17 protein-coding genes are annotated in these 20,200 nt (G+C 75.0%); 3 read left to right on the top strand and 14 right to left on the bottom strand.

What is annotated here, in order from left to right; translation table 11 throughout:
- Window positions 1–20 precede the first annotated feature (20 nt).
- Window positions 21–410 carry a hypothetical protein gene (locus BUE29_RS22885; protein ID WP_073391519.1) on the bottom strand — a complete coding sequence of 130 codons (390 nt, stop codon included), beginning with the start codon at window positions 408–410 and terminating at the stop codon, window positions 21–23.
- Between the two features lie 248 nt (window positions 411–658).
- On the opposite strand from BUE29_RS22885, the gene BUE29_RS16550 reads away from it, so the two are divergent.
- A complete protein-coding gene (locus BUE29_RS16550) occupies window positions 659–898 on the top strand; it encodes a hypothetical protein (protein WP_073391518.1) in 240 nt (79 codons plus the stop codon).
- Between the two features lie 71 nt (window positions 899–969).
- On the opposite strand, the gene BUE29_RS22555 is transcribed toward BUE29_RS16550, so the two are convergent.
- The 10 genes from BUE29_RS22555 to BUE29_RS16500 form a co-directional block, all read right to left on the bottom strand.
- Complete coding sequence (locus BUE29_RS22555) at window positions 970–5,484, bottom strand: fibronectin type III domain-containing protein (protein ID WP_073391517.1); 4,515 nt, start codon at window positions 5,482–5,484, stop codon at window positions 970–972.
- A gap of 205 nt (window positions 5,485–5,689) precedes the next feature.
- Window positions 5,690–6,625 carry an SCO6745 family protein gene (locus BUE29_RS16540; RefSeq protein ID WP_073391516.1) on the bottom strand — a complete coding sequence of 312 codons (936 nt, stop codon included), beginning with the start codon at window positions 6,623–6,625 and terminating at the stop codon, window positions 5,690–5,692.
- Window positions 6,622–7,968, bottom strand: coding sequence for an NAD(P)/FAD-dependent oxidoreductase (locus tag BUE29_RS16535; protein ID WP_073391515.1), 1,347 nt, complete (start codon window positions 7,966–7,968; stop codon window positions 6,622–6,624). The genes BUE29_RS16540 and BUE29_RS16535 overlap by 4 nt, the downstream gene beginning before the upstream one ends.
- The gene (locus BUE29_RS16530) at window positions 7,965–8,486 is read right to left on the bottom strand and encodes an isoprenylcysteine carboxyl methyltransferase family protein (protein WP_073391514.1); all 522 of its coding nucleotides are present in this window, start codon (window positions 8,484–8,486) and stop codon (window positions 7,965–7,967) included. The genes BUE29_RS16535 and BUE29_RS16530 overlap by 4 nt, the downstream gene beginning before the upstream one ends.
- Entirely contained in the window at window positions 8,480–9,616 is a 1,137-nt protein-coding gene (locus BUE29_RS16525) for a type III polyketide synthase (RefSeq protein WP_268766589.1), read from the bottom strand. The genes BUE29_RS16530 and BUE29_RS16525 overlap by 7 nt, the downstream gene beginning before the upstream one ends.
- A 53-nt stretch (window positions 9,617–9,669) precedes the next feature.
- On the bottom strand, window positions 9,670–10,200 hold the full coding sequence (locus BUE29_RS16520; protein ID WP_073391512.1) for a hypothetical protein: 531 nt from the start codon (window positions 10,198–10,200) through the stop codon (window positions 9,670–9,672).
- A 109-nt stretch (window positions 10,201–10,309) separates the two neighbouring features.
- A complete protein-coding gene (locus BUE29_RS16515) occupies window positions 10,310–10,705 on the bottom strand; it encodes a hypothetical protein (RefSeq protein ID WP_073391511.1) in 396 nt (131 codons plus the stop codon).
- Window positions 10,702–12,513 carry a glycoside hydrolase family 15 protein gene (locus BUE29_RS16510; RefSeq protein WP_073391510.1) on the bottom strand — a complete coding sequence of 604 codons (1,812 nt, stop codon included), beginning with the start codon at window positions 12,511–12,513 and terminating at the stop codon, window positions 10,702–10,704. The genes BUE29_RS16515 and BUE29_RS16510 overlap by 4 nt, the downstream gene beginning before the upstream one ends.
- 14 nt (window positions 12,514–12,527) lie before the next feature.
- Window positions 12,528–13,505, bottom strand: a complete 978-nt coding sequence (locus tag BUE29_RS16505) for a TIGR03557 family F420-dependent LLM class oxidoreductase (RefSeq protein ID WP_073391591.1) — start codon at window positions 13,503–13,505, stop codon at window positions 12,528–12,530.
- Between the two features lie 55 nt (window positions 13,506–13,560).
- Complete coding sequence (locus BUE29_RS16500) at window positions 13,561–14,448, bottom strand: Rieske (2Fe-2S) protein (protein WP_073391509.1); 888 nt, start codon at window positions 14,446–14,448, stop codon at window positions 13,561–13,563.
- Window positions 14,449–14,511: 63 nt separating this feature from the next.
- Here BUE29_RS16500 and BUE29_RS16495 point away from each other — a divergent pair, with 63 nt between their 5' ends.
- Window positions 14,512–15,132: a flavodoxin family protein gene (locus tag BUE29_RS16495; protein ID WP_073391508.1), complete on the top strand. Its 621-nt coding sequence runs from the start codon at window positions 14,512–14,514 to the stop codon at window positions 15,130–15,132.
- 13 nt (window positions 15,133–15,145) lie between these two features.
- The gene (locus tag BUE29_RS16490) at window positions 15,146–15,991 is read left to right on the top strand and encodes an MOSC domain-containing protein (RefSeq protein ID WP_073391507.1); all 846 of its coding nucleotides are present in this window, start codon (window positions 15,146–15,148) and stop codon (window positions 15,989–15,991) included.
- Window positions 15,992–16,043: 52 nt separating this feature from the next.
- Here the strand turns inward: BUE29_RS16490 and BUE29_RS16485 are convergent, their stop codons facing one another.
- Genes BUE29_RS16485 through bluB form a run of 3 tightly spaced genes read right to left on the bottom strand, consistent with a single transcriptional unit; the run spans window position 16,044 to window position 20,187 of the window.
- Window positions 16,044–17,567 (bottom strand): cobyric acid synthase, encoded by a 1,524-nt coding sequence (locus BUE29_RS16485; protein ID WP_073391506.1) that lies wholly within the window; start codon window positions 17,565–17,567, stop codon window positions 16,044–16,046.
- Complete coding sequence (locus BUE29_RS16480; RefSeq protein WP_073391505.1) at window positions 17,564–18,499, bottom strand: cobalamin biosynthesis protein; 936 nt, start codon at window positions 18,497–18,499, stop codon at window positions 17,564–17,566. The genes BUE29_RS16485 and BUE29_RS16480 overlap by 4 nt, the downstream gene beginning before the upstream one ends.
- Window positions 18,496–20,187: a 5,6-dimethylbenzimidazole synthase gene (bluB, locus tag BUE29_RS16475; RefSeq protein ID WP_084181268.1), complete on the bottom strand. Its 1,692-nt coding sequence runs from the start codon at window positions 20,185–20,187 to the stop codon at window positions 18,496–18,498. The genes BUE29_RS16480 and bluB overlap by 4 nt, the downstream gene beginning before the upstream one ends.
- Window positions 20,188–20,200 lie beyond the last annotated feature (13 nt).

Genomic DNA, 20,200 nt, shown 5'->3' with positions numbered 1-20,200 from the left:
GCGCGCAGAGCCGTCGGGGCTCAGGTCACCACGCTCTCGCTGGCCTGCGTCGGGCAGAGGTCGGCCTTCGACTTGTAGTACTTGCAGAGCTGGATGTTGATCGACTTCACCCCGCTGGGCACCTGCAGCGTGGCCGTGATCGGCCCGTCGGTCTTGTAGCAGTTGTGGTCCCACAGCTTGACGGGCGTGTCCGAGCGTCCGCCCCAGTCCCATCGGGCGTACACGGCGAACCCGTCGCACGCCTGGTCCGTGACGCGCAGCTGATTGGTCGTGGGATTCCAGCCTGCCGTTCCCCACGAGGTCGACACCGAGTAGAAGGTGCCGGCGGCGTCCGCCGGCACCGCCGTCGCGACCCCGGCGCACAGTCCTGCGGCGACGAGGGCGAGAGCGTGGCGTGCGTTCCGGTGCATTGTGTGTCCCCTCGGTTGGCAGCGCAGGTGATGCTCCACCCACCAGCGGGCGATCGCAATACCTTCCACGGACCGACCTCCGGCCGTTCACCGGAGCAGCCGGCGCCACGAACGGCCGCGTCTGGCACTAGTCTGCGGCCGTGGCACGACACGGCCGACGACACGGCCGACGACACGGGTGGCGGCGCCGCGACGGGCGACGATCGTGGCCGGCGACGCGGCCGACCCGCCGCGACTACGCGGCGGCGATGAAGGAGCGCGGCACCTGGATCTGCGCGGCACTCGCCGTCGCGGTCGCCGTCGCGTTCGGCCTGCTGTTCCGCTTCGTCCTGGGCTTCCACGGCAGCGGCGTGTGGAGCGGCGTCTGGGCCGGCGCTGCCGCCGGCGTGGGCGGCATCGTCGGTGACGAGGCGCGTCGCCGGGCGCGGCGCCGCCGTGACGGCGCCGCGACCCCGGAACGTCCGACCCCCGAGCAGCCCACTACGTGAACGGCCGCGGGCCGGTGAGTCGTGACTGCGACTCACCGGCCCGCGGTGTCAGGTGTTACCGGTCTTGCGGGTTACCCCTTGGGGACCAGGACGTCGACGCGACGGTTCGCGGCGCGCTCGCCCCTGGTGCCGCCGATGACGACCGGGCGGGTGTTGCCGTAGCCGACGGTCTTCACGTGCAGACCCGGGTGGTAGTGCCGGAGCGCGGCGCAGACCACACGGGCCCGGTCCACCGACAGCCGCTGCGCACGCGACGCCGGACCGGCGTAGTCCGCGTAGCCCTCGCAGGTGATGCCGTGCGCGGACTTCAGGCTGTGGGCCAGCGTGCGGACCATCTGGCGACCCTTCGCGGACAGCCGCGCCGAGTCGAACGCGAACAGCCCGGTGAGCTGGACGGCCTGCCCCTTGGTCAGCTGGTGACCGCGGGCCTTGGTGACCGGCACGGCGAGCTTGCCGCCGTGCGTGCGCTCCCACGCCTTGGTCATGCGCGCCTTGCCGCGAGCCGAGCTCGGGTGGGCCGGCACGGTGGCCAGGTGGCGACGCTGCGCCTTGGTCATCGGGTCGGTGAACCATCCCGTCGACTGCGCGACCGAGACCGGCATGCGGATGGCCCTGGTCGAGCCCGCGTTCGTCACACCCAGCGCGACGAACGTCTCGCGACGCACGTCGGCCGACTTCGGCGAGCGGACCGCGGCGCGGAACGCACCCTTGGCGTCGGTGACGACCTTGCGCAGGACCGTCCCGTGCTTGCCGTAGACCACGAGGGTCACCGACGAGCGCGGCAGGAACCCGGTCCCGACCAGCGTGACCCGCTGCCCCGGACGCACCGAGTGCAGCGCGCCGGACGGGGTGGTGAGCCGCTTGGTCGCCTTGGCCGGCGTGGCCGCGGGCACCTTCGGCGCCGAGGCGACGGCCGGGGCGGACGCCGCGGACGGAACTGCGTCGCCGCCGGCGCTGTGCGCCACCACGACGTAGCGGTACCGGACGCCCGCGGTCGCGCCGATGACACACGAGGTGTCCGTGCGGCTCGACGTCGAGCAGGTCGCCTTGCCCGGCGACGCGTACACCGTGTAGCCGGTGGTCGCGTCGTCGCCCTGGGTGCGCGGCCAGCTGACCAGCACCGAGGAGACACCCGCCTTGGCGGCGGGGACGGTCACGGCGGCCGGGGTGGTGGCCACGGCCACCGCCGGCGACGGGTCGCTCGTGCCCATCTCGTTCAGGGCGCGGACGACGAGCTTGTACCCGGTGCCCGGCTGCAGACCCGTGACGGTGGCGACGAGACGGTCGCCGTGCTGCTGCGTGTCGAGGGTCGTCCAGGTGTCACCGCCGTCGGTCGAGTACTGGTACTTCAGGATCTGCAGACCGTTGTCGTCCGCCGGCGGGAAGGAGACGGTGACCGACGTCGCCGTGGCCTTCTCCAGCGTCGGCTTCGCCGGCGCGATCGGCGCACCGGCCGGGGTGATCGGCTGGCTCGCCGCCGACTCCGGGGAGTCGCCGGCCTTGTTGGTGGCGTGCACCGTGAAGGTGTACGCGGTGCCGTTCTTCAGGCCCGGCACCGTGCACGGGCTGCCGGGGCAGGTGACCGACGCGCCACCGGGGCTCGCGGTCGCCGTGTACGAGGTGATCGCCGAGCCGCCGTCGGACGCCGGCGCGGTGAAGTACACGACCGCCTTGCCGTCGTCGCCCATGGCGTGGACGTCCTTCGGCGCGTCGGCCACGGCGGCCGGGGTGACCCGGACCGGCTTGGCCGGCAGCCCTGCGCCAACGGCGTTGACGGCGCGGACCGAGATCTTGTACTCCGTGCCGTTGGTCAGGCCGGTGACGGTGCCGGTCAGCGTGCCGCTGCCCGTGGTCGTCAGCGTCTGCCAGGTCCCCTCGCTGCCGAGGGAGTACTCGTAGCCGGTGATTGGCGACCCGTTGTTGTCGGCCCTGCCGAAGGTGAGGACGGCCTGCTGGTTGCCCGGCTGCACGACGAGGTCGGTCGGCACGTCGGGCACGGATGCCGGCGTGACGGGGTTGCTCGCCGCCGACTCCACGGACGTGCCGACGTCGTTGGTCGCCGCCACGGTGACGGTGTAGCTCGTGCCGTTGGTCAGCCCGTCGACGACGCACGGCGTGGAGCCGCAGACGGCGGTCTTGCCGCCGGGCGAGGTGGTCACCCGGTAGGACGTGACGGGCGCGCCGCCGTTGGAGTCCGGCACAGTGAACGACACCGAGATGCTGTGATCGCCGCGCTGCGCCGTCACACCCGTGGGGGCGTGGGGCACCGTGGCCGGGGTCACCGACTGCGCGTCCGACGCGTCGCCCGGACCGTTGGCGTTGACCGCGCGCACCCGCACCGCGTACGTGGTGCCGTTGACCAGCTCGGTCACCGTGCCGGTGACCTTGCCGTTCGCGACGGCGGCGTTGAGGGTGCTCCAGGTCTGCCCGCCGTCGAGCGTGTACTGGTAGCCCGCGATCGCCGAGCCGCCGTCGCCGGGAACCGGGAACGACACGTCGATGCGCTCGTTGCCCGGCGTGAACGTGACGTCGGTCGGGACGCTCGGCGGGCCGACCGGGGTCACCGCCGCCGACGCGGCTGACTCGGGCGAGTCGCCGATGTCGTTGGTCGCGCGGACGGTGAAGGTGTAGGTCGTGCCGTTGTCGAGACCGGTGACGGTGCACGGGCTGCCGGGGCAGGTCGCCGAGGCGCCGCCCGGGCTCGCGGTGACGGTGTAGGAGGAGATGACGGCACCGCCGTCGGAATACGGGGCGGTGAAGCTCACCGAGGCCTGGCCGTCACCGGCGGTGGCGACCGCTCCGGTGGGCGCGCCCGGCTTGCTGGCGGGGGTGACGTCCTGCGCCTTGGAGGCCCAGCCGGTGCCGGCGTAGTTGACCGCGCGCAGCTGCACCGAGTAGGTGACGCCGTTCATCAGGCCGGTCACCGTGCCGGTGACCGTGCCATTCGCCGAGGTCGCGTCGAGCGTCTGCCAGGTCTGACCGCCGTCGAGCGACACCTGGTAGCCCGTGATGGGCGCGCCGTTGGCGTCGGGAACGGGGAAGGAGGCGGTGAAGCGCTCGTCGCCCGGGGTGAGCGTGACGTCGCCCGGCCCGTTCGGCACGCCGACCGGCGTGACCGCGGCGGACGCCGCGGACTCCGGGCCGTCGCCGATGCCGTTGGTGGCGTGCACGGTGAACGTGTAGCTCGTGCCGTTGTCGAGGTAGCCGACGGTGCAGGGGCTGCCGGGGCAGGTGGTGGTGATGCCGCCGGGGCTGCTGGTGACCGTGTACGACGTGATCGAGGCACCGCCGTTCGAGGCCGGCGCGGTGAACGACACCGAGGCCTGGGCGTCGCCCGCGGTCGCCGAGACGCCGGTCGGGGCGCCCGGCACCATCGCCGGGGTGACCGCGTTCGAGGCCGACGACTCCGCCGAGTCGCCGTTGGCGTTGGTCGCGTGCACGGTGAACGTGTACGACGTGCCGTCGGTGAGGCCGCCGATCACGCAGGGCGAGCCGGGGCAGGTCTTGGTGGTGCCGCCCGGGCTGGCCGTGACGGTGTAGGAGGTGATGGGGCTGCCGTTGTCACCGGGCGCGGTGAACGACACCGACGCCTTGCCGTCCCCGGGGGTCGCGGTGACGCCGGTCGGCGTGCCGGGGGTGGCCAGGCCGTTGAAGGTCAGCGTGACCGTGCCGGTCGCGCCGTCGCCGGCCACGAGGCCGGGGAGCTGGACGCCGCCGGTGCCCGACTTGACCGAGATCGCCGCTGCGCCCAGGTAGGCCGAGGCGAGCGAGGACCCGCCACCGCCGCCGGCGACGTTACGGGTGAGCACGCCGCTGGTGCCGCCACCGCCGCCGCCGCCGCCGCCGTAGCCGCCGCCACCGCCGCCGCCGTAGGCGCCGCCGGGGACGCCGCCGCCGTTGCCGCCCGCGGCCACGGTCAAGGCGCTGGGGTTGTTGGTGCCGCCGGCGCTGCCGGCGGCGTAGTTGCCGGTGCCGCCCGCGCCGCCGGTCGCGCCGATTCCGGGCGTGCCGGCGTTGGACAGCGACGTGTTCTCCGACGTGCCGGCGGAGCCGGCGTTGCCGCCGTCGCCGTTGTAGGCGCCGCTGCCGCCGGCGCCCGCGACGACGAGCTTGGCGATCAGGTTGTGGCCGGAGTCCTCGGCGAGGACCGCCGACGCGCCGCCGCCGATGCCGCTGCCGTGGTTGTCGCCCGAGCCACCGGTGCCGACGATCACGTACAGGTACGCGGTGCCCGCGGGCAGGGTCAGGTTGCCGGTCACCTCGGCGGCGTTGCCGCCGATGTGCGACCGCGCCGGGTAGCCCGCGCCGCCGCCACCGCCGATGGCGTCGACGTCGACGTCGGTCGTGCCACCGGGGACGGTCAACGTGTAGTTGCCCGCCGCGTTGCAGGTGACGCTGGACAGCAGCGCCGGCGTGGAACCGTCGGCGCAGGGCGAGTCGGCCGCGGCGCTGGGCGCCTGCGCGAGCACCGCCCCCGCGAGGACGGTGCTCGCCGCACCGATCAGCGAGACGGCACGCCGTCCCGGCAGGCCCCAGGGACGACGCGACTCGGCGTCACGCCCCCCGGGAAATCCCGACAACTTCATGGCAGGCCCTTCGTGTAAAGACGAGGTTAGGTGCGCACTTCCTACGTGACGCACAGTGAAAGGCACAAGGGGCTCGGCCGAGGACCGACGCACAACAGTGACCTAGGTCCCGTGTCGAACGACGGACATCATCGGATTGCGAAGCGAACACCCGCTGAGATGCCGGGAAGGGGCGGATTCGCCCGCCGGACGCGCCGCGCGGCGGTCAGGCCGAGACGCGCAGGTCCAGGCCCATCGGCGAGTCCAACGGGATCTCACCGGCCGCCACGACCCGCCGCGTGATCGGCAGCAGCCCAGCCGCCAGCTCGTCCCGTCCGTCGGCCCCGAGGCTCGCGAAGGCGGACTCCGCCAGCTCGTCGGTGCGCCGCTCGACGTCGTTGCGGATCACCCGGCCGAGCTCGGTGAGCCCGTCGGCGTCGACGAGTCCGCGGCGGGCGAGCGCCGCGCGGCAGGCCGCCCACTCGTCGTCGTCGAAGTCGCGTGCCGCGCGGTAGACCTCGCGCGGGGTCCCCGCACCCAGCGAGAGCAGCACGTGCGCCTCGCGACCGCCCACGCCCGACGCGAGCAGGGCGGCGACGTGGCCGTCGCCGCGGTGCTCGCGCAGCAGGGTGGCCGCGTGCCAGAGGCGCGCGACCGGGTCGCTCGGCACCGGCAGGGCGTGGTTCGCCGCGAAGAGCGCCCGGCCGGCGAGCGGGGCCGACGCCGCGGCGTCCAGGGCCAGGTCGGCCACCCGGGTGACGGCGGCCGGGTCGACGGGGTCGACCCGGTCGGCGGAGTCAACCGGGTCGGCGGAGTCAACCGGGTCGGCGGGATCGGCGTCCGGCGCCTCGGCGCTCAGCAGCCGCGCCAGCGCCGCCGTCGAGCCCTCCTGACGTGCCGCGAGCGCGGCCGCGGGCGCGGCGAAGTCCCACGCCGCCGGCAGCGCGCGGGCGACCCGGGCCGGGTCGAAGTTGTAGAACAGCGCCGCGACGACGTCCGCGCCGATGGGGCCGAGCGGCGCGGCCCGCCCGGCGAAGTAGCCCATCCAGAAGCCGCGGTAGCCGGCCGAGCGCAGCGCGGCCAGCGGTTCGGGCGAGAAATAGGTGACCGCGTGGATCGGCTCGAGGAGCTGCCACAACCGTCGCGCGGTCACCTGGGTCATACCGGCTTCCTACCCCGTCCGCGCGCCGCTCGCGCGAGCGCCCGGTGCGTCCGGCGGCGACCGACCGACGCGACCTCCCGCCCGAGCGGGACGAGCATGCCGGGTCCGCCGCGCAGCGCCGCCCCGGCGGCGTGTGCCAGCCGGCCGGCGGTGACCACCTCGCTCGGGGCGAGATCGCGGTTCAGCACGCGCGCGAAGAGCATCGGGTCGTCGCGCGCGATACCGCGCACGAGCTCGCGCAGCAGCGGGCCGGTGGGGCCGGCCGCGCCCATGTCGTGGGCGAACCAGTGCATCTCCCGGCAGTCGTCGTCGCGGCGGCGCGCGAAGTCCCGCGTCGCGGCGTCGACGTGCCGCGCGCCGTGCGGCAGCGACGCGGCGAGTGACGACGCGAGCCACTCGGCCTGGCGCAGCGCGTCGGTGATGCCCTGCGCCGCGGCCGGGTCCTTGAAGTGCCCGGCATCGCCGGAGAGCACCCAGCCCGGTCCGGCCGACGTGCGGAAGTACGCCTGCCAGTCCGGCACGACCCGCATCGGCCCGACCCGCTCGGCGCCGGCGACGAGCTCGTGCAGCTCGGGCCAGCGGCGCAGCTCGCGCTCGAAGCAGTCGTCACGGTCGGCGAGGAATTCCGTACGCTCTCGTACGGACGGGACGACACCCACCAGCTGCAGGCCGTCCTCGGCCGGCACCGCGATCAGCGCCGACGAACCGATCCGTCCGATGCGCAGCCGGCCGGCGTCGTCGCGGGCACCACGCAGATACACCCAGGCTGCGAGGCGAGGTGCGGCGTAGACCGAGTGCCGCCGCGCGCCGACGAGCCGGGCCACCGTCGAGTCGCGGCCGTCGGCCCCCACCACCACGCCCGCGGCGATGTCACCCGTCGCCGTGCGGACGCCGCACACGCGGCCGGTTCCGTCGCGCAGCAATCCGGTGACCGCCGTGCGGGTGCACACCTGCGCCCCGGCGTCGCGCGCGGCATCGACCAGGATCGCGTCGAGCGCCGTCCGGCGTAGCGACAGACCCGGCGTCGTGCCGGTCGACAGTGCCGGCCGCGCGCGGGCGTCGGCGTACTCCGCCTCGAGGTGCACGTCGTCGTAGCGCAGGGCGAGCCGCTCGATCGCGGCGGCGCCGGCGGCCCGCAGCCGGTCGGCGACGCCGAGACGCGTGAGCGCCGCCGTCCCCCTCGGCTGGACGATGTGGGTCGAGGCGGTGTCGCTCGGGAAGCGCGCCTTGTCCAGCAGCCGTACCCGCACGCCGGCGCGCGCGAGGTGGACGGCCAGCGACGCCCCGGCGCACCGGGCGCCGACCACGACGACATCCGCGGCGGCCGTGACGTCCGCGCTCACACGTAGGCCGCGCGCAGTGCGGCGTTCTCCGCCCGGATGCGCACGCTCAGCAGCACGGCGTTCGCCGCGGTGAAGACGAGCGCGGTGACCCACACCGAGTGCACGAGCGGGAGCGCCAGGCCCTCGGCCACCACCGCGACGTAGTTCGGGTGATCGAGGAGGCGGTAGGGGCCGCCGGTCACCCGTCGCGCGCCCGGCACGACGACGATGCGCGTGTTCCACTGCGAGCCGAGCGTGCGGATGCACCACCACCGCAGCGCCTGGCTGGCCACGACCACCGCGAGCATCGTCCACCCGAGCACCGGGACGAACGGGCGCGACGCGGTCCACACCTCGACCAGGCAACCGGCGAGCAACCCGGTGTGCAGCATCACCATCACCGGGTAGTGCCCGGGCGACGCCTCGTGGCCGCCGGCGCGCAGGCTCAGCGCAAAGTTGCGCTTGGCGACGACCAGCTCGGCCAGTCGTTCCAGGCCCACCAGCGCGACGAGCACGGTGTACCAGGCGGCACTCACCATCGCAGCAGCACGAGCTCGGCGGCGAACCCCGGCCCCATCGCCATCAGCACGCCCCAGTCACCGGCCGCGGCGGGGCGTCGCGCCAGCGTGTCGGCGAACACGTGCAGCACCGACGCGCTGGACAGGTTGCCGACGTTGGCCAGCGAGTCCCACGTCAGCTGCAGCTCGTGGCGGTCGAGACCGAGCACCGCCTCGATCGCCTCGATCACCTTCGGCCCGCCGGGGTGGCTGATCCAGCGGGCGACGTCGCCGATCGTCAGGCCGTGCCGGTCGAGCAGCGCCTTGACGTCGTCGGCGAGGTAGCCGCGCACGAGGTCGGGCACCTCGGCGCCGAGCACGATGCGCAGCCCCGTGTCACCGACGTCGAAGCCCATCGCCCGGTCGGTGCCCGGATACAGGTGACTCAGCGAGTCGACGACGACCGGGCGGGGGCCGCCGGCCGGGAGGTCGCGGGCGCGCTCGTCGCCGACGGCGACCACGGCGGCCGCACCGTCGGCGAACAGGCCGGAGGCCACCATGTTGGCGGCGCTGCGGTCGTCACGTTGGAAGGTCAGCGAGCAGAGCTCGACGGAGAGCAGGACGGCGACCGCGTCCGGCGTCGCGTGGACGAGGTCGTGGACCCGGCCGATCCCGGCGGCACCGGCGAGGCAGCCCAGGCCGACCACCGGGAGCCGCTTCACGTCCGGACGCAGCCCGATCCGGGCGGCGATGCGCGCGTCGAGCGACGGCACCGCGAGGCCGGTGGTCGTCACCGACACGATGGTGTCGACGTCGGCGGGTTCGAGGCCGGCGTCGGCGAGCGCCTCGACGACGGCACGGCTGCCGAGCTCGACCGCGACGCGCAGGAACGCGTCGTTGGCCGCGGTGAAGCCGGCGAGCTCGCGGTACTCCGTCATCGGCAGGGCGAGATGGCGGGTCACCACCCCCGAGTTCGCATGGAAGCGCGCGGTGAGCTCGTGGGCGCGCGCGTTGCCGGGCAGCACCAGCCGCGCGAACTCGTCGGTCAGCTGGTCCTGCGGGTAGGCGTGCTCGGGCAGGACGGCCCGGACGGCGGCGATCGTGGTCATGCGCTCCTCTCGCCGGGCGGCGACGGCTCGTGCTCGCGACCGGCCACCCGTTCCGTCAAGGATCTACCCGTCCGCCGGCACCGGGCATCGCGGGCGGGCCGGGTGATCGCCGCGGGTCAGCCCGCGGCGCGGTGCCGGCCACCGGCACGCCGGGCACGCTGCGGGTAGACGAGCGTGACGTCGATGTCGTCCCACTCCTCGGCCCATGCCCCCGGGTTGGCGCGGCGCAGCTCGAACAGCGTGTGTCGCTGCTCGTCGTAGGTGCCGATCAACCGCGCGACGGCCGGGTCGGAGAGCAGCTCCATGACGCGGCACTCGACGACCCCGCACGCGCAGCGGGTGCCGCGCAGGTGGTGCAGGTCGTCGATCTCGGTGAGCACCCGGACCAGCGCCTCACCGCTCTTGGCGTTGACGGTGGCGCGCTCGCGGTAGAAGTCGCGCTCGCCGTGGGCGAGGTCGGCCTCGTCGCGCGCGTCCGCGACGACGTGGCGCAGCATGGCGGTGTGGTCGACCAGCCGCACCCAGTCGTCGTCCTGGTGCAGCCGGCAGCGCGGGCACACCGGCGCGTCGAACGGCCGGTCGACGTCGACGGGGATGTCGAGCTCGAGCTCGCAGCAGGCGCAGCGTGACGTGCGGACGCGATACACCGGCGTGACCTCCCCCCGAAGGCCGGGCGCGTCGCGAGCGGACGCGTGTGCACCAGATCTTCACACGGTGCGCCCGACTTCGCGTCGCGATCGGCGCCGTGTCGGAGCGTCAATTCGACGGGCCGGCCCACGGTGCCGGCGACCCGGCGACGGCCGCCACCGACGGGTCGGGCGCGCAGGCGGCGCGGACGTCCGCGGCGAGCTCCGCGGAGTCCGACAGCTCGTCGCGCAGCTCGGCGACCACGCGAGCGCCCGCGGCCGACTCCAGCAGCGCCGCCGCCGCGACGACGCGGCACCCCCACCGCGCGCGCACCGAGTCGCCCGGGTCGACGAGCAGGCCACGCGACGGCTTGATCCGTGGCCCGCCGGCGAGGACGTCCAGCGCCAGCGCGATCCCGGGTCCCGGGTCCGCCTCGGCGAGCAGCAGGTCGAGTCCCGCCCGCAGCTGCGCCGCGGTCGTCCCGGGCAGGCGCAGCGCGGTGACGAGATGCTCGGCGTCGGTCACGTGCCACCGCCGGCGTCGGCGACGGACGGCTCGTCGGCCAGCGTGATCGCGGCGTGGATCAGCGCGAGATGGCTGAGCGCCTGCGGCAGGTTGCCCAGCCAGTCGCCGGTCCCCGGGTCGATCATCTCGGCGAGCAGCCCGACGTCGTTCGGCGTGGTCGCGAGCAGCTCGTCCAGCAGCGTCCGCGCCTCGTCGCGTCGGCCGCACAGGTGCAGCGCCGAGGCCAGCCAGAACGAGCACGCGACAAACGCGCCCTCCTCGCGCTGCGCGCCGGAGAAGCGGTACAGGTGTGGCCCGGCACCCAGCTCGGCGCGCAGCGCGTCGAGGGTCGCGCTCATCCGCTCGCCGCGGTCGAATCCGCTGATCGCGTGCAGCAGGATCGACGCGTCCAGCTGCTCGCTGCCGGGGTACCAGACGTAGGCGTTGCGCTCGGCCGACCAGCAGTGCTCGTCGACCCACCGCCGGATCAGCTCGGCCTCGGTGCGCCACCGCCCGGGGTCGCCGGCGATCTCGCCCTGCTCGGCGAGGTGGACGGCGCTGGTCAACGCCTGCCAGCACCCCAGCTTCGAGGTCGTGTAGTGCCGCTCCTCGGGCAGCTCCCACATCCCGGAGTCCTTGCTGCGCCAGGCGTCGCAGGCGGTGTCGGCGACGCCGGCGAGCAGCCGTCCGGTCGCCTCGTCGAGCACGTTGCCGTTGTCGACGTAGAGCCGGACGATGCTGAACAGGTCGCCGAACACGCCGAGCTGCAGCTGCCCGCCGGCGCGGTTGCCGGTCAGCACGGGGCCGATGCCGCGCCAGCCGGGCACGTCACGCTCGACGACGTCGGCGGTGGGCACCGACCCGTCCGATGCGTAGAAGACGCGCGGGTCCGGGCCGTGCTCGCGGATCGTCGCGAGCAGCCAGCTGATCGCCGCCTGCACCTCCTCGCGCAATCCGAAGCGGAACAGTGCGGTGAGCGAGTACGCCATGTCGCGCACCCACGCGTAGCGGTAGTCCCAGTTCTTGCCACCGGCGGGGCTCTCGGGCAGCGAGGTCGTGGCCGCCGCCATCACCGCGCCCGTCGAGGCCTGGATCAGCAGCTTCAACGCCAGCGCGCTGCGGCTCACCTCCTCCTGCCACGGGCCGTCCCACCCGAAGGTCCGCAACCAGATCGACCAGTTCTGCGCGGTGCGGTCGATGCCGGCGTCGATGTCGTCCGGCTCGGGCAGGAACAGCGGCTCGGCCTCGGTGGCCACGAGCGCGACCAGGTGCCGGCTCTCGGGCGCCGTCCGCAGCGTGAACGTCGCCGCCCGCTCGCCGGTCCTCACCTCGACCGCCGACGTGCGCAGCGCCATCGTCAACCGGTCGACGCGCACGACCGGACCGGCCGCCGAGTCGGCGATCCACGGCGCCGCGGTGTTGAGGCAGGTACCCGGTCGCAGCTCGCCGGTCAGCTCCACCTCGCCCTCGACGCCGACGACGCGACGCGCGAGCTCCGCCCACGGCAGTCGGCCGGCCACGCCGGTGTTGAGCGAGTCGGTGACGCGTACCGAGCCCGTCGCCGTGCGGAAGGTGGTGGTGAGCACGTTGGTGCCGTCGACGTACCGGCGCTCGACGGTGAAGTCCTCGACCGGACGCAGGGCGAACCAGCCCCCGTGCTCCGCGTCGAGCAGGGCGGCGAACGGCGGCGGCGAGTCGACCTGCGGCAGCGGCAGCCAGTCGACGCGGCCGTCGGTCGCGACGAGCGCGACGGTGCGACCGTCGCCGATCGCCGCGTAGGACCGCAGGTCGGCGTACCCGTCGGCGTCACGGCGGTTCCGGGGCGTCACGGCGGCAGTATCGCTCAGGCGAGTTCTCGCAGCCGGGGCAGCACCTGGTCACGGTAGAACTCGAAGAACCCCTCGGCCGAGGTGGCGTCGCGAGCAGCGCCGATCTGGGCGATGTGGACGACGTCGACGTCGGCCTCGGCGAACGGCTTGAACGCGTCCACATGCTTGTCGAGATCGGGCCCGCAGGGCATGCCGGAGGCGATCGCGTCCTTCGTCACGAGCGCGGCCGCCTGCTCGAACTGCTTCGGGCTGTAGAGCGTCTGGACGATCTCGCCCGGCATGCCCTCGTTGGGCCACATCGAGTGCGCGGTGTCGATCGCGGTCTGCTCGTCACGCCCCCAGCACACCTTGTAGCCGGCGTGGACGGGCTTGCCCGCGCCGCCGGCGTCCCGGAACTTCGCGATCAGGTCGAGGCCGGGCTCGAGCGTGATGAAGCCGTCGGCGACCCGGCCGGCCAACTCGGTCGCGCGGGGCCCGAAGCCGCTGACGTAGACCGGCGGCGGGGTGTCGGACAGCGTGTAGAGACGCGCGTCCTCGACGGTGTAGTGCGTGCCGTGGTGCTCCACCGCGGAGCCGCTCCAGAGCTCGCGCATGACCTCGATCGACTCCTCGAGCATCTCCAGCCGTACCGGCGCGGACGGCCAGCGGGCGCCCGTGACGTGCTCGTTGAGCGCCTCGCCCGACCCGAGGCCGAGCACGAAGTTGCCCTTCGTCAGGACGGCGCTGGTGGCGGCGGCCTGCGCGACGACCGCGGGGTGGGTGCGGATGGTCGGGCAGGTTACGGCGGTGGTGATCGGCAGCGACGTCACCTGACTGATCGCGCCGATCATCGACCACACGAAGGGGCTGTTGCCCTGCTCCTCGGTCCACGGGTGGAAGTGGTCGGAGATCCAGAGGGACTCGAAGCCCGCCTCCTCGGCGAGCCGGGCCTGCTGCAGCAGGGAATCCGGGCCGTACTCCTCGCAGGACAGGAAGTAACCGATCTTCACGATGTGCCTTTCGTCGCGGGCCGTCGCCAGTCGCCTACCCCGACCGCGCGACCTGCGGTCACCGACCGGTCGGGTTGGTGCGCAGCGTGCGCTCCTCGCTGCGGCGCACCAGCAGCCGGCCGCCGTCCTGCCGGGTCTCGAGCGAGGGCTGCGGGCGCGTGGCCGGGCCCGACCGCACGCTGCCGTCGGCCAGGGCGAACGCGCTGTCGTGCCAGGGGCAGACGATGCAGCCGTCCTCGACCGTGCCCTCGTGCAACGGCGCGCCGCGGTGCGTGCAGCGGTCGGCCATCGCCACCCACGCGCCGTCCAGGGCGGCCACGAGCAGCGGGACGCCGTCGACCTCGACCTCGCTCGGCGAGCCGTCCGTCGGCAGGTCGGCGACCTGGGCGGCCTCGGTCCACTCCGTCGGCAGCTTCTGGAAGGCGGTGGTGTCGACACCGACGCCCTGCGCGTACGCCAGGTGCCCACCGAGCCAGCCGCCCGCCCCGAGCGCCGTGGCGCCGACGAGCGATGCCACCACGCCGGCGCGATCGTTGCCCCGGCGACGCAGCAGCCAGCTGACCCCGTACGAGGCGATCGCGGCGAGGTTCGTCGCGGCGTGCACGAACCCCACGCGCCGCTCCGCGCCGGCGGTCGTCAGGTAGTCGCTGCCCCCGGTGGCCGCGGTCGGGAGCGCGGCCAGCACGCCGAGCCCGACGAGCCGACGTGCGGCGCCCCGCTCGCCCTGCGCGTCGAGGACGCCGGCCGAGACCCAGGCGCCGATCGGGACGGCGACGAGCGCCGGATGGACGGGGTGGCCGACCGGCACCCCGCTCAGCGTGTCCTCGACCGGGCCGGGCCGCACCACGGTGCGCAGCACCGACGCGTAGGCCTCGGCCGGAGCGTCGAGCACGGTGGCGTGTTCGATCCGCGTGACCAGTCGTTCGAGCAGCGTCGACGTCCTCATGCAGCCGGGGTACCCGCGTTGGCGGATGCGGCACCACGGCCGCGCCGACCGAACGGAGTCCCGATGACCGCGACCACCCCCCTGCGCGCCCTGGCCCTCGTCTGCACGCTCAAGCCGGGGTCGGCCGACTCCAGCACCGACCTCATCGCCCACCAGGTGCTCGCCGAGCTGGACGGGCACGGTGTGGTCGGCTCGGTGGTCCGCGTGGTCGACCACGACGTGAAGCCGGGGGTCGAGGTCGACATGGGCGACGGCGACCAGTGGCCGGCGATCCGCGCGCAGCTGCTCGACGCCGACATCCTCGTCCTGGCGACCCCGACCTGGGTCGGGCAGCACAGCAGCGTCGCCCAGCGCGTGTTCGAGCGGCTCGACGCCGAGATCTCGGAGACGGGCGAGGACGGCAACCCGCACACCTTCGGCAAGGTGGCGGTCATCGCCGTCGTCGGCAACGAGGACGGTGCGCACCACATCAGCGGCATCGCCGCGCAGGTGCTGGGCGACACCGGCTTCACCGTCCCGGCCCAGGGCGTCACGTACTGGAACGGCGAGGCCATGCATCCCACCGACTTCAAGGACCTGGACGAGACGCCGGAGGGCACCGCGAGCACGACGAAGGTGGCCGCGGCCAATGCGGCCCATCTGGCGCGGCTGCTGCGCGACGCGAAGTACCCGCCGAGCTCGTAGCTAGGCTCGTCGGGTGCGGCTCGCGTCCCTCCATCGGTACCCGGTGAAGTCCTGCCGCGGCGAGGACCTCGACTCGGCCGTCGTCGAGCCGTGGGGATTGGCCGGCGACCGCCGGTGGATGGTCGTCGACGACGACGGCGCGCAGCTCACCGCGCGCGAGCTGCCGGGGTTGCTGCTCGCCGTCCCCCGGCTCGCCGCCGACGGCGCGCTGACGCTGACGCATCCCGACCTGCCCGACCTCGCGGTCGCCGTGCCGCGCGGGCCGGAGCTCGTCGAGGTCAGCGTGTTCCGCACACCGGTGGCCGCGACGCCCGCCGACCCGGCCGCGCACGCCTGGCTCACGACGCTGCTCGGCCGCTCGGCGCGGCTCGTCCACCTCGACGACCCGACCCGCCGCTCGACCAATCCCCGGTTCACCCGCCCCGACGACCGGGTGACCTTCGCCGACGGCTACCCGCTGCTGCTCGCCAGCACCTCCTCGCTGGCGGCGCTCAACGGCTGGATCGCCGAGGGTCGACGCGCCGACGAGGGGCCACTGCCGATGACCCGCTTCCGGCCCAACCTCGTGGTCGAGGGTGCCGAACCGTGGGCCGAGGACGGCTGGCGGTCGGTGCGGATCGGCGAGGCCGTGTTCCGCGCCGTCAAGGGCTGCGACCGCTGCGTCATGACCACCACCGACCCGTGGACGGCCGCCCGCGGGAAGGAGCCGATCGCGACGCTCGCGCGGTACCGACGCTGGGACGGCGCCACCTGGTTCGCCATGAACCTCGTCCCCGACACCCCCGGCGCGCAGATCGCGGTGGGCGACGATGTCGAGATCCTGGCCGCCGAGCCGGCTCCGGACGGCCCGCCCCGCTGACCCCACCGATCGTGGACCCAGCTGCTCGGATTCCGAGCAGCTGGGTCCACGATCAGGACAACTGGGTGCTCAGAGTCGGCAACCCGGGCGGCACGCCGGCGTCGAGCAGCCGGCGGATCGCCGCGGTGTCGAGATGGTCCGCGACGAGGTCGGCGAGGACGTCGAAGCGGCGCCGTCGCACCTCGGCGAAGACGACGTCGTCGGCGCCCACGAACGCCCGACCCGTCATGTGCGCAAGGTCGCGCACATAGGCGCGGCGGAACGCGTCGTTGTCGAAGATGCCGTGCCAGGTCGTGCCGCGTACGGTTCCGCGCTCGCAGCCGTCAAGGAAGGGCTCGCCGCCGGTGACCGTGACGACCCCGTGGTGGATCTCGTAGCCGTCGACGGGTTCGCCGAGAGCGGTGCCGCTCGGTCGTCGCAGCGTCTTCTCCCGCGCGAAGCGGACGTCGCAGGGCAGCAGCCCCAGGCCGTCGACCGTCCCGCGCCGGCTCTCGACGTCGTCGGTGATCGTGCCGGCGAGCATCTGGTAGCCGCCGCAGACGCCGAGCACCGGACGCCCGGCCGCCGCGCGCGCGACGATCGCGTCGGCGAGCCCGGTCGTGCGCAGCCACGCCAGGTCGCTGACCGTGGCGCGGGTGCCGGGCAGGATCACCAGATCGGCGTCGGCGAGCTGCTCGGGCTCGGTGGCGAGCGTGACCGCGACGCCCGGCTCGGCGGCGAGCGGATCGAGGTCGGTGACGTTCGACAGCCGCGGCAGCCGGACAACCGCGATCCGCAGCGTCTGCGCGCCGAGCGGTGGCAGGACGGTGCGCGGCCGGGAGTCGAGGTCGAGCGAGTCCTCGGCGTCGAGCCACAGGTCGCGCTGCCACGGCAGCACGCCGAGCGTGGGACGGCCGGTCAGGCGGTCGAGCATGTCGACGCCGGGCTGGAGCAGCCGCTGATCGCCGCGGAACTTGTTGACGACGAAGCCGGCGACGTGTCGCTGGTCGTCGGGCGAGAGCACGGCGAGCGTCCCGAACAGTGCCGCGAACAGCCCGCCGCGGTCGATGTCGCCGACGACCACGACCGGCAGCCCCGCCCGGCGGGCGAGCCCCATGTTGGTGATGTCGCGATCGCGCAGGTTGATCTCGGCCGGGCTGCCGGCGCCCTCGCAGATCACCGCGTCGAAGCGCGAGCGCAGGTCGGCGAGCGCGGCCTGCACGGCGTCCTCGAGCTGGGTCTTGAACTCGTGGTAGTCGAGCGCGCCGACCTCGCCGATCGGCCGGCCGAGCAGCACCACCTGCGAGCGGGTGTCGCTGCCGGGCTTGAGCAGGACGGGGTTCATCGCGGCCTCGGGCTCGATGCCGCACGCCGCCGCCTGCATCGCCTGCGCGCGGCCGATCTCGGCGCCGTCGCGGGTGACCGCCGAGTTCAGCGCCATGTTCTGAGCCTTGAACGGCGCGACCGCCACGCCCTCGCGGGCCAGCCAGCGGCACAGCCCCGCCGTGACGACGCTCTTGCCGGCGTCCGAGGTCGTCCCGGCGACGAGCAGGGCACCGCCGGTCGGAGCACCGCCGGTCGGGGCATTGCCGGTCACGTCGTCACCGCCGCGACGACGGCGACCGCCGCGGCCCCGGTCGTCACCGCCCGCAGCAGGACGACCGCGCGGTCGATGTCGGCGACCCCCGGCGCGCGGCCGTCGCCGAGGACGGGGCGGTCGTCGACCGTCCCGCCGTAGACGTTGCGCCCGCCGAGGCGCAGCCCGAGCGCGCCGGCGAACGCGGCCTCGCTCATCCCGGCGTTCGGGCTCGGGTGCGCCCGCCCCCAGCGACGCGCGGCCCGCCAGGCCGCGGCCGGCGACCCGCCGGCGGCCGGGGCGCCGACGCCCGCGAGCAGCGCGGTCAACCGGGCCGGGGCCAGGTTGAGCAGGTCGTCGAAGCGGGCCGCGGCCCAGCCGAAGCGCTCGTAGCGCGGCGTTCGGTGCCCGACCATCGCGTCCAGCGTGTTGGCGGCGCGGTACCCGAAGAGCCCGGGCAGCCCCACGACCGCGCCCCACAGCAGCGGCGCGACGACGGCGTCGCAGGCGTTCTCGGCCACCGACTCGACCACGGCGCGGCTGACACCGGCCTCGTCGAGCTGCGAGGTGTCGCGCCCCACCAGGTGCGTGAGCCGCAGCCGCGCGGCCGGCAGCTCGCCGCGCGCCAGCAGCGCGCCTACCGCCTCGGCCTCGGCGGCGAGGGAGCGGCCGCCGAGCACCGTCCACGTCGCGGCGGCGACGGCGAGCGGCCGCCACCGGCCGCGCTCGGCCAGCAGCCCCAGCGCCACCGGGCCGGCCACGCACGCCGCCGCGTACCGCACGCCGTGCGCGCGGTCGTCGGCGTACAGCCGGGCCTCGGCGCGGTGGGCGAGCGAGCCGAACACCGCGACGGGATGGCCGCGGCGCGGGTCGCCGAAGCGCCGGTCGGCGAGCACGCCGAGCGCGAGCCCGGCGGCCCGCCCGAGGCGGCGGCGCAGCGGGGACCGGGTCATCGCGTGCGTCCCGCCGCGCGCCGGACGGCCAGCCCGCTGCGCAGGGCCTGCGCGGCGAGGCACGCGCCCACGCCCTCGCCGGCGCGCAGCCGCAGGTCGAGCAGTGGTTCGAGTCCGAGCTCGACGAGGATCGCCGCGTGGCCGCGTTCGCGGCTGCGCTGGCCGGCGACGAGGGCCGACCGGACCCCCGCGTCGGTGCGGACCGCGAGCAACGCCGCCACCGAGGTCGCCAGACCGTCCAGCACGACGGGGACGCCGGCGCCGGCCGCCCCGAGCACGACCCCGGTGAGCAGCGCGAACTCCGGGCCGCCCAGCGCCGCGAGCACCGCGGCCGGGGCGTCCGCAGCGCGCGTGCCGACCCGGTCGAGTGCGCCGGCGACGACCTCGGTCTTGCGTCGCACCATGGCGGTGTCGGCGCCGGCGCCGAGCCCGACGAGCTCGGCCGCGGGCCGGTCGAGCAGCGCGCAGGCCAGCGCGGCGGCGACGGTGGTGTTGCCGATGCCGACCTCGCCCAGGCAGACGAGCCCGTGCGCCGCCGCCTCGCGGCCGAGCGCGACGCCGTCGGCGAGCAGGGTGGCGACGTCGTCGGGGTGCAGCGCGTCGGCGTGCAGCAGGTCGCCCTGCGGCCGGGTGGGCACGGCATGGCGGGCCACGAGGCGCAGCCCGGCCGCGCGGGCCGTGACGGCGGCGAGGGACTCCCCCGCCGCGGTCGCGGCGAGCACGTCGGCGGTCACCGACGCCGGGTAGGCCGAGACCCCGAGCCCGGCGACCGGGTGGTCGCCGGCGGCGAGCACGAGCGTCCCGCCCACCGGGTCGGCGCCCGGCAGCGCGACGACGCGGTCGATCGTCGCGTCGAGGACACCGAGCGAGCCGGGGGCGGCGAGCAGGTCGTCGCCGGTGTCGCGAGCGGCGACCACGGCGGCCGGGTCGGGCGCGGCGAGGTAGGACGGCGGCGGCTCGGGCGCCGCGCCGGCGGCCGGCCACCGCTCGTGCAGCACCACGTCGGCCAGCGGCACGCGCTGCGACCAGCCGCGCCGTTCCAGGCCCGGTTCGGGCGGACGCTCGTCGGGCCAGCCGAGGCACAGCCAGCCCAGCGTCTCGACGCCGTCGGGCAGGCCGAGCAGCCCGGCGAGGTCGATCGGACGGAACAGCGTCACCCAGCCGAGACCGAGACCCGCGGCGCGGGCGGCGAGCCAGATGTTCTGGATCGCGCAGGCACAGCTCCACAGGTCGGTGTCGGGGAAGGTCGCGCGGCCGAGCACGCCGTCCGCCGCGGCCCGCCGGTCGCAGGCGACGACGACGCCGACCGGCGCCTCGCGGATGCCCTCGAGCTGGAGGTCCAGCAGCCGGGCGCGACGGTCGGGGGTGAGCCCCTCGGCCTGCCGCAGCCGCTCACGATCGGCCAGCCCCGCGGCCCGGTCGCGCGTGGCCTGCTCGCGCACCACGACGAAGCGCCACGGCTGCGAGTGTCCGACCGAGGGCGCGCGGTGGCCCGCGGCGAGCACCTGCTCCAGCAGCTCGGGCGCGACGTCGTCGGGCCGGAAGCGGCGGACGTCGCGGCGGGCGGCGACGACCTCGTGCAGCGCGGCCACGACGTCGGCGCCGAGGGCCCAGCCGGTGGGGTCGGCCCGCCGCTCGGCCGCCGAGCTCGGGTCGCCGACGGTGGGCACCGGGCGCGGCCAGGTCATGTCGTCCTCCCCG

The organism is Jatrophihabitans endophyticus, from assembly GCF_900129455.1.
Taxonomy (GTDB): domain Bacteria; phylum Actinomycetota; class Actinomycetes; order Mycobacteriales; family Jatrophihabitantaceae; genus Jatrophihabitans; species Jatrophihabitans endophyticus.
Note: the sequence above shows the minus strand (reverse complement) of the source record. Positions and strands in the feature narration are given on the sequence as shown.

Coding starts and splice junctions, on each gene's coding strand:
- BUE29_RS16540 (WP_073391516.1), bottom strand. CDS start 6,625: ATGACCCAGGTGACCGCGCGACGGTTGTGGCAGCTCCTCGAGCCGATC.
- BUE29_RS22555 (WP_073391517.1), bottom strand. CDS start 5,484: ATGAAGTTGTCGGGATTTCCCGGGGGGCGTGACGCCGAGTCGCGTCGT.
- BUE29_RS16550 (WP_073391518.1), top strand. CDS start 659: ATGAAGGAGCGCGGCACCTGGATCTGCGCGGCACTCGCCGTCGCGGTC.
- bluB (WP_084181268.1), bottom strand. CDS start 20,187: ATGACCTGGCCGCGCCCGGTGCCCACCGTCGGCGACCCGAGCTCGGCG.
- BUE29_RS22885 (WP_073391519.1), bottom strand. CDS start 410: ATGCACCGGAACGCACGCCACGCTCTCGCCCTCGTCGCCGCAGGACTG.
- BUE29_RS16500 (WP_073391509.1), bottom strand. CDS start 14,448: ATGAGGACGTCGACGCTGCTCGAACGACTGGTCACGCGGATCGAACAC.
- BUE29_RS16530 (WP_073391514.1), bottom strand. CDS start 8,486: ATGGTGAGTGCCGCCTGGTACACCGTGCTCGTCGCGCTGGTGGGCCTG.
- BUE29_RS16495 (WP_073391508.1), top strand. CDS start 14,512: ATGACCGCGACCACCCCCCTGCGCGCCCTGGCCCTCGTCTGCACGCTC.
- BUE29_RS16480 (WP_073391505.1), bottom strand. CDS start 18,499: ATGACCCGGTCCCCGCTGCGCCGCCGCCTCGGGCGGGCCGCCGGGCTC.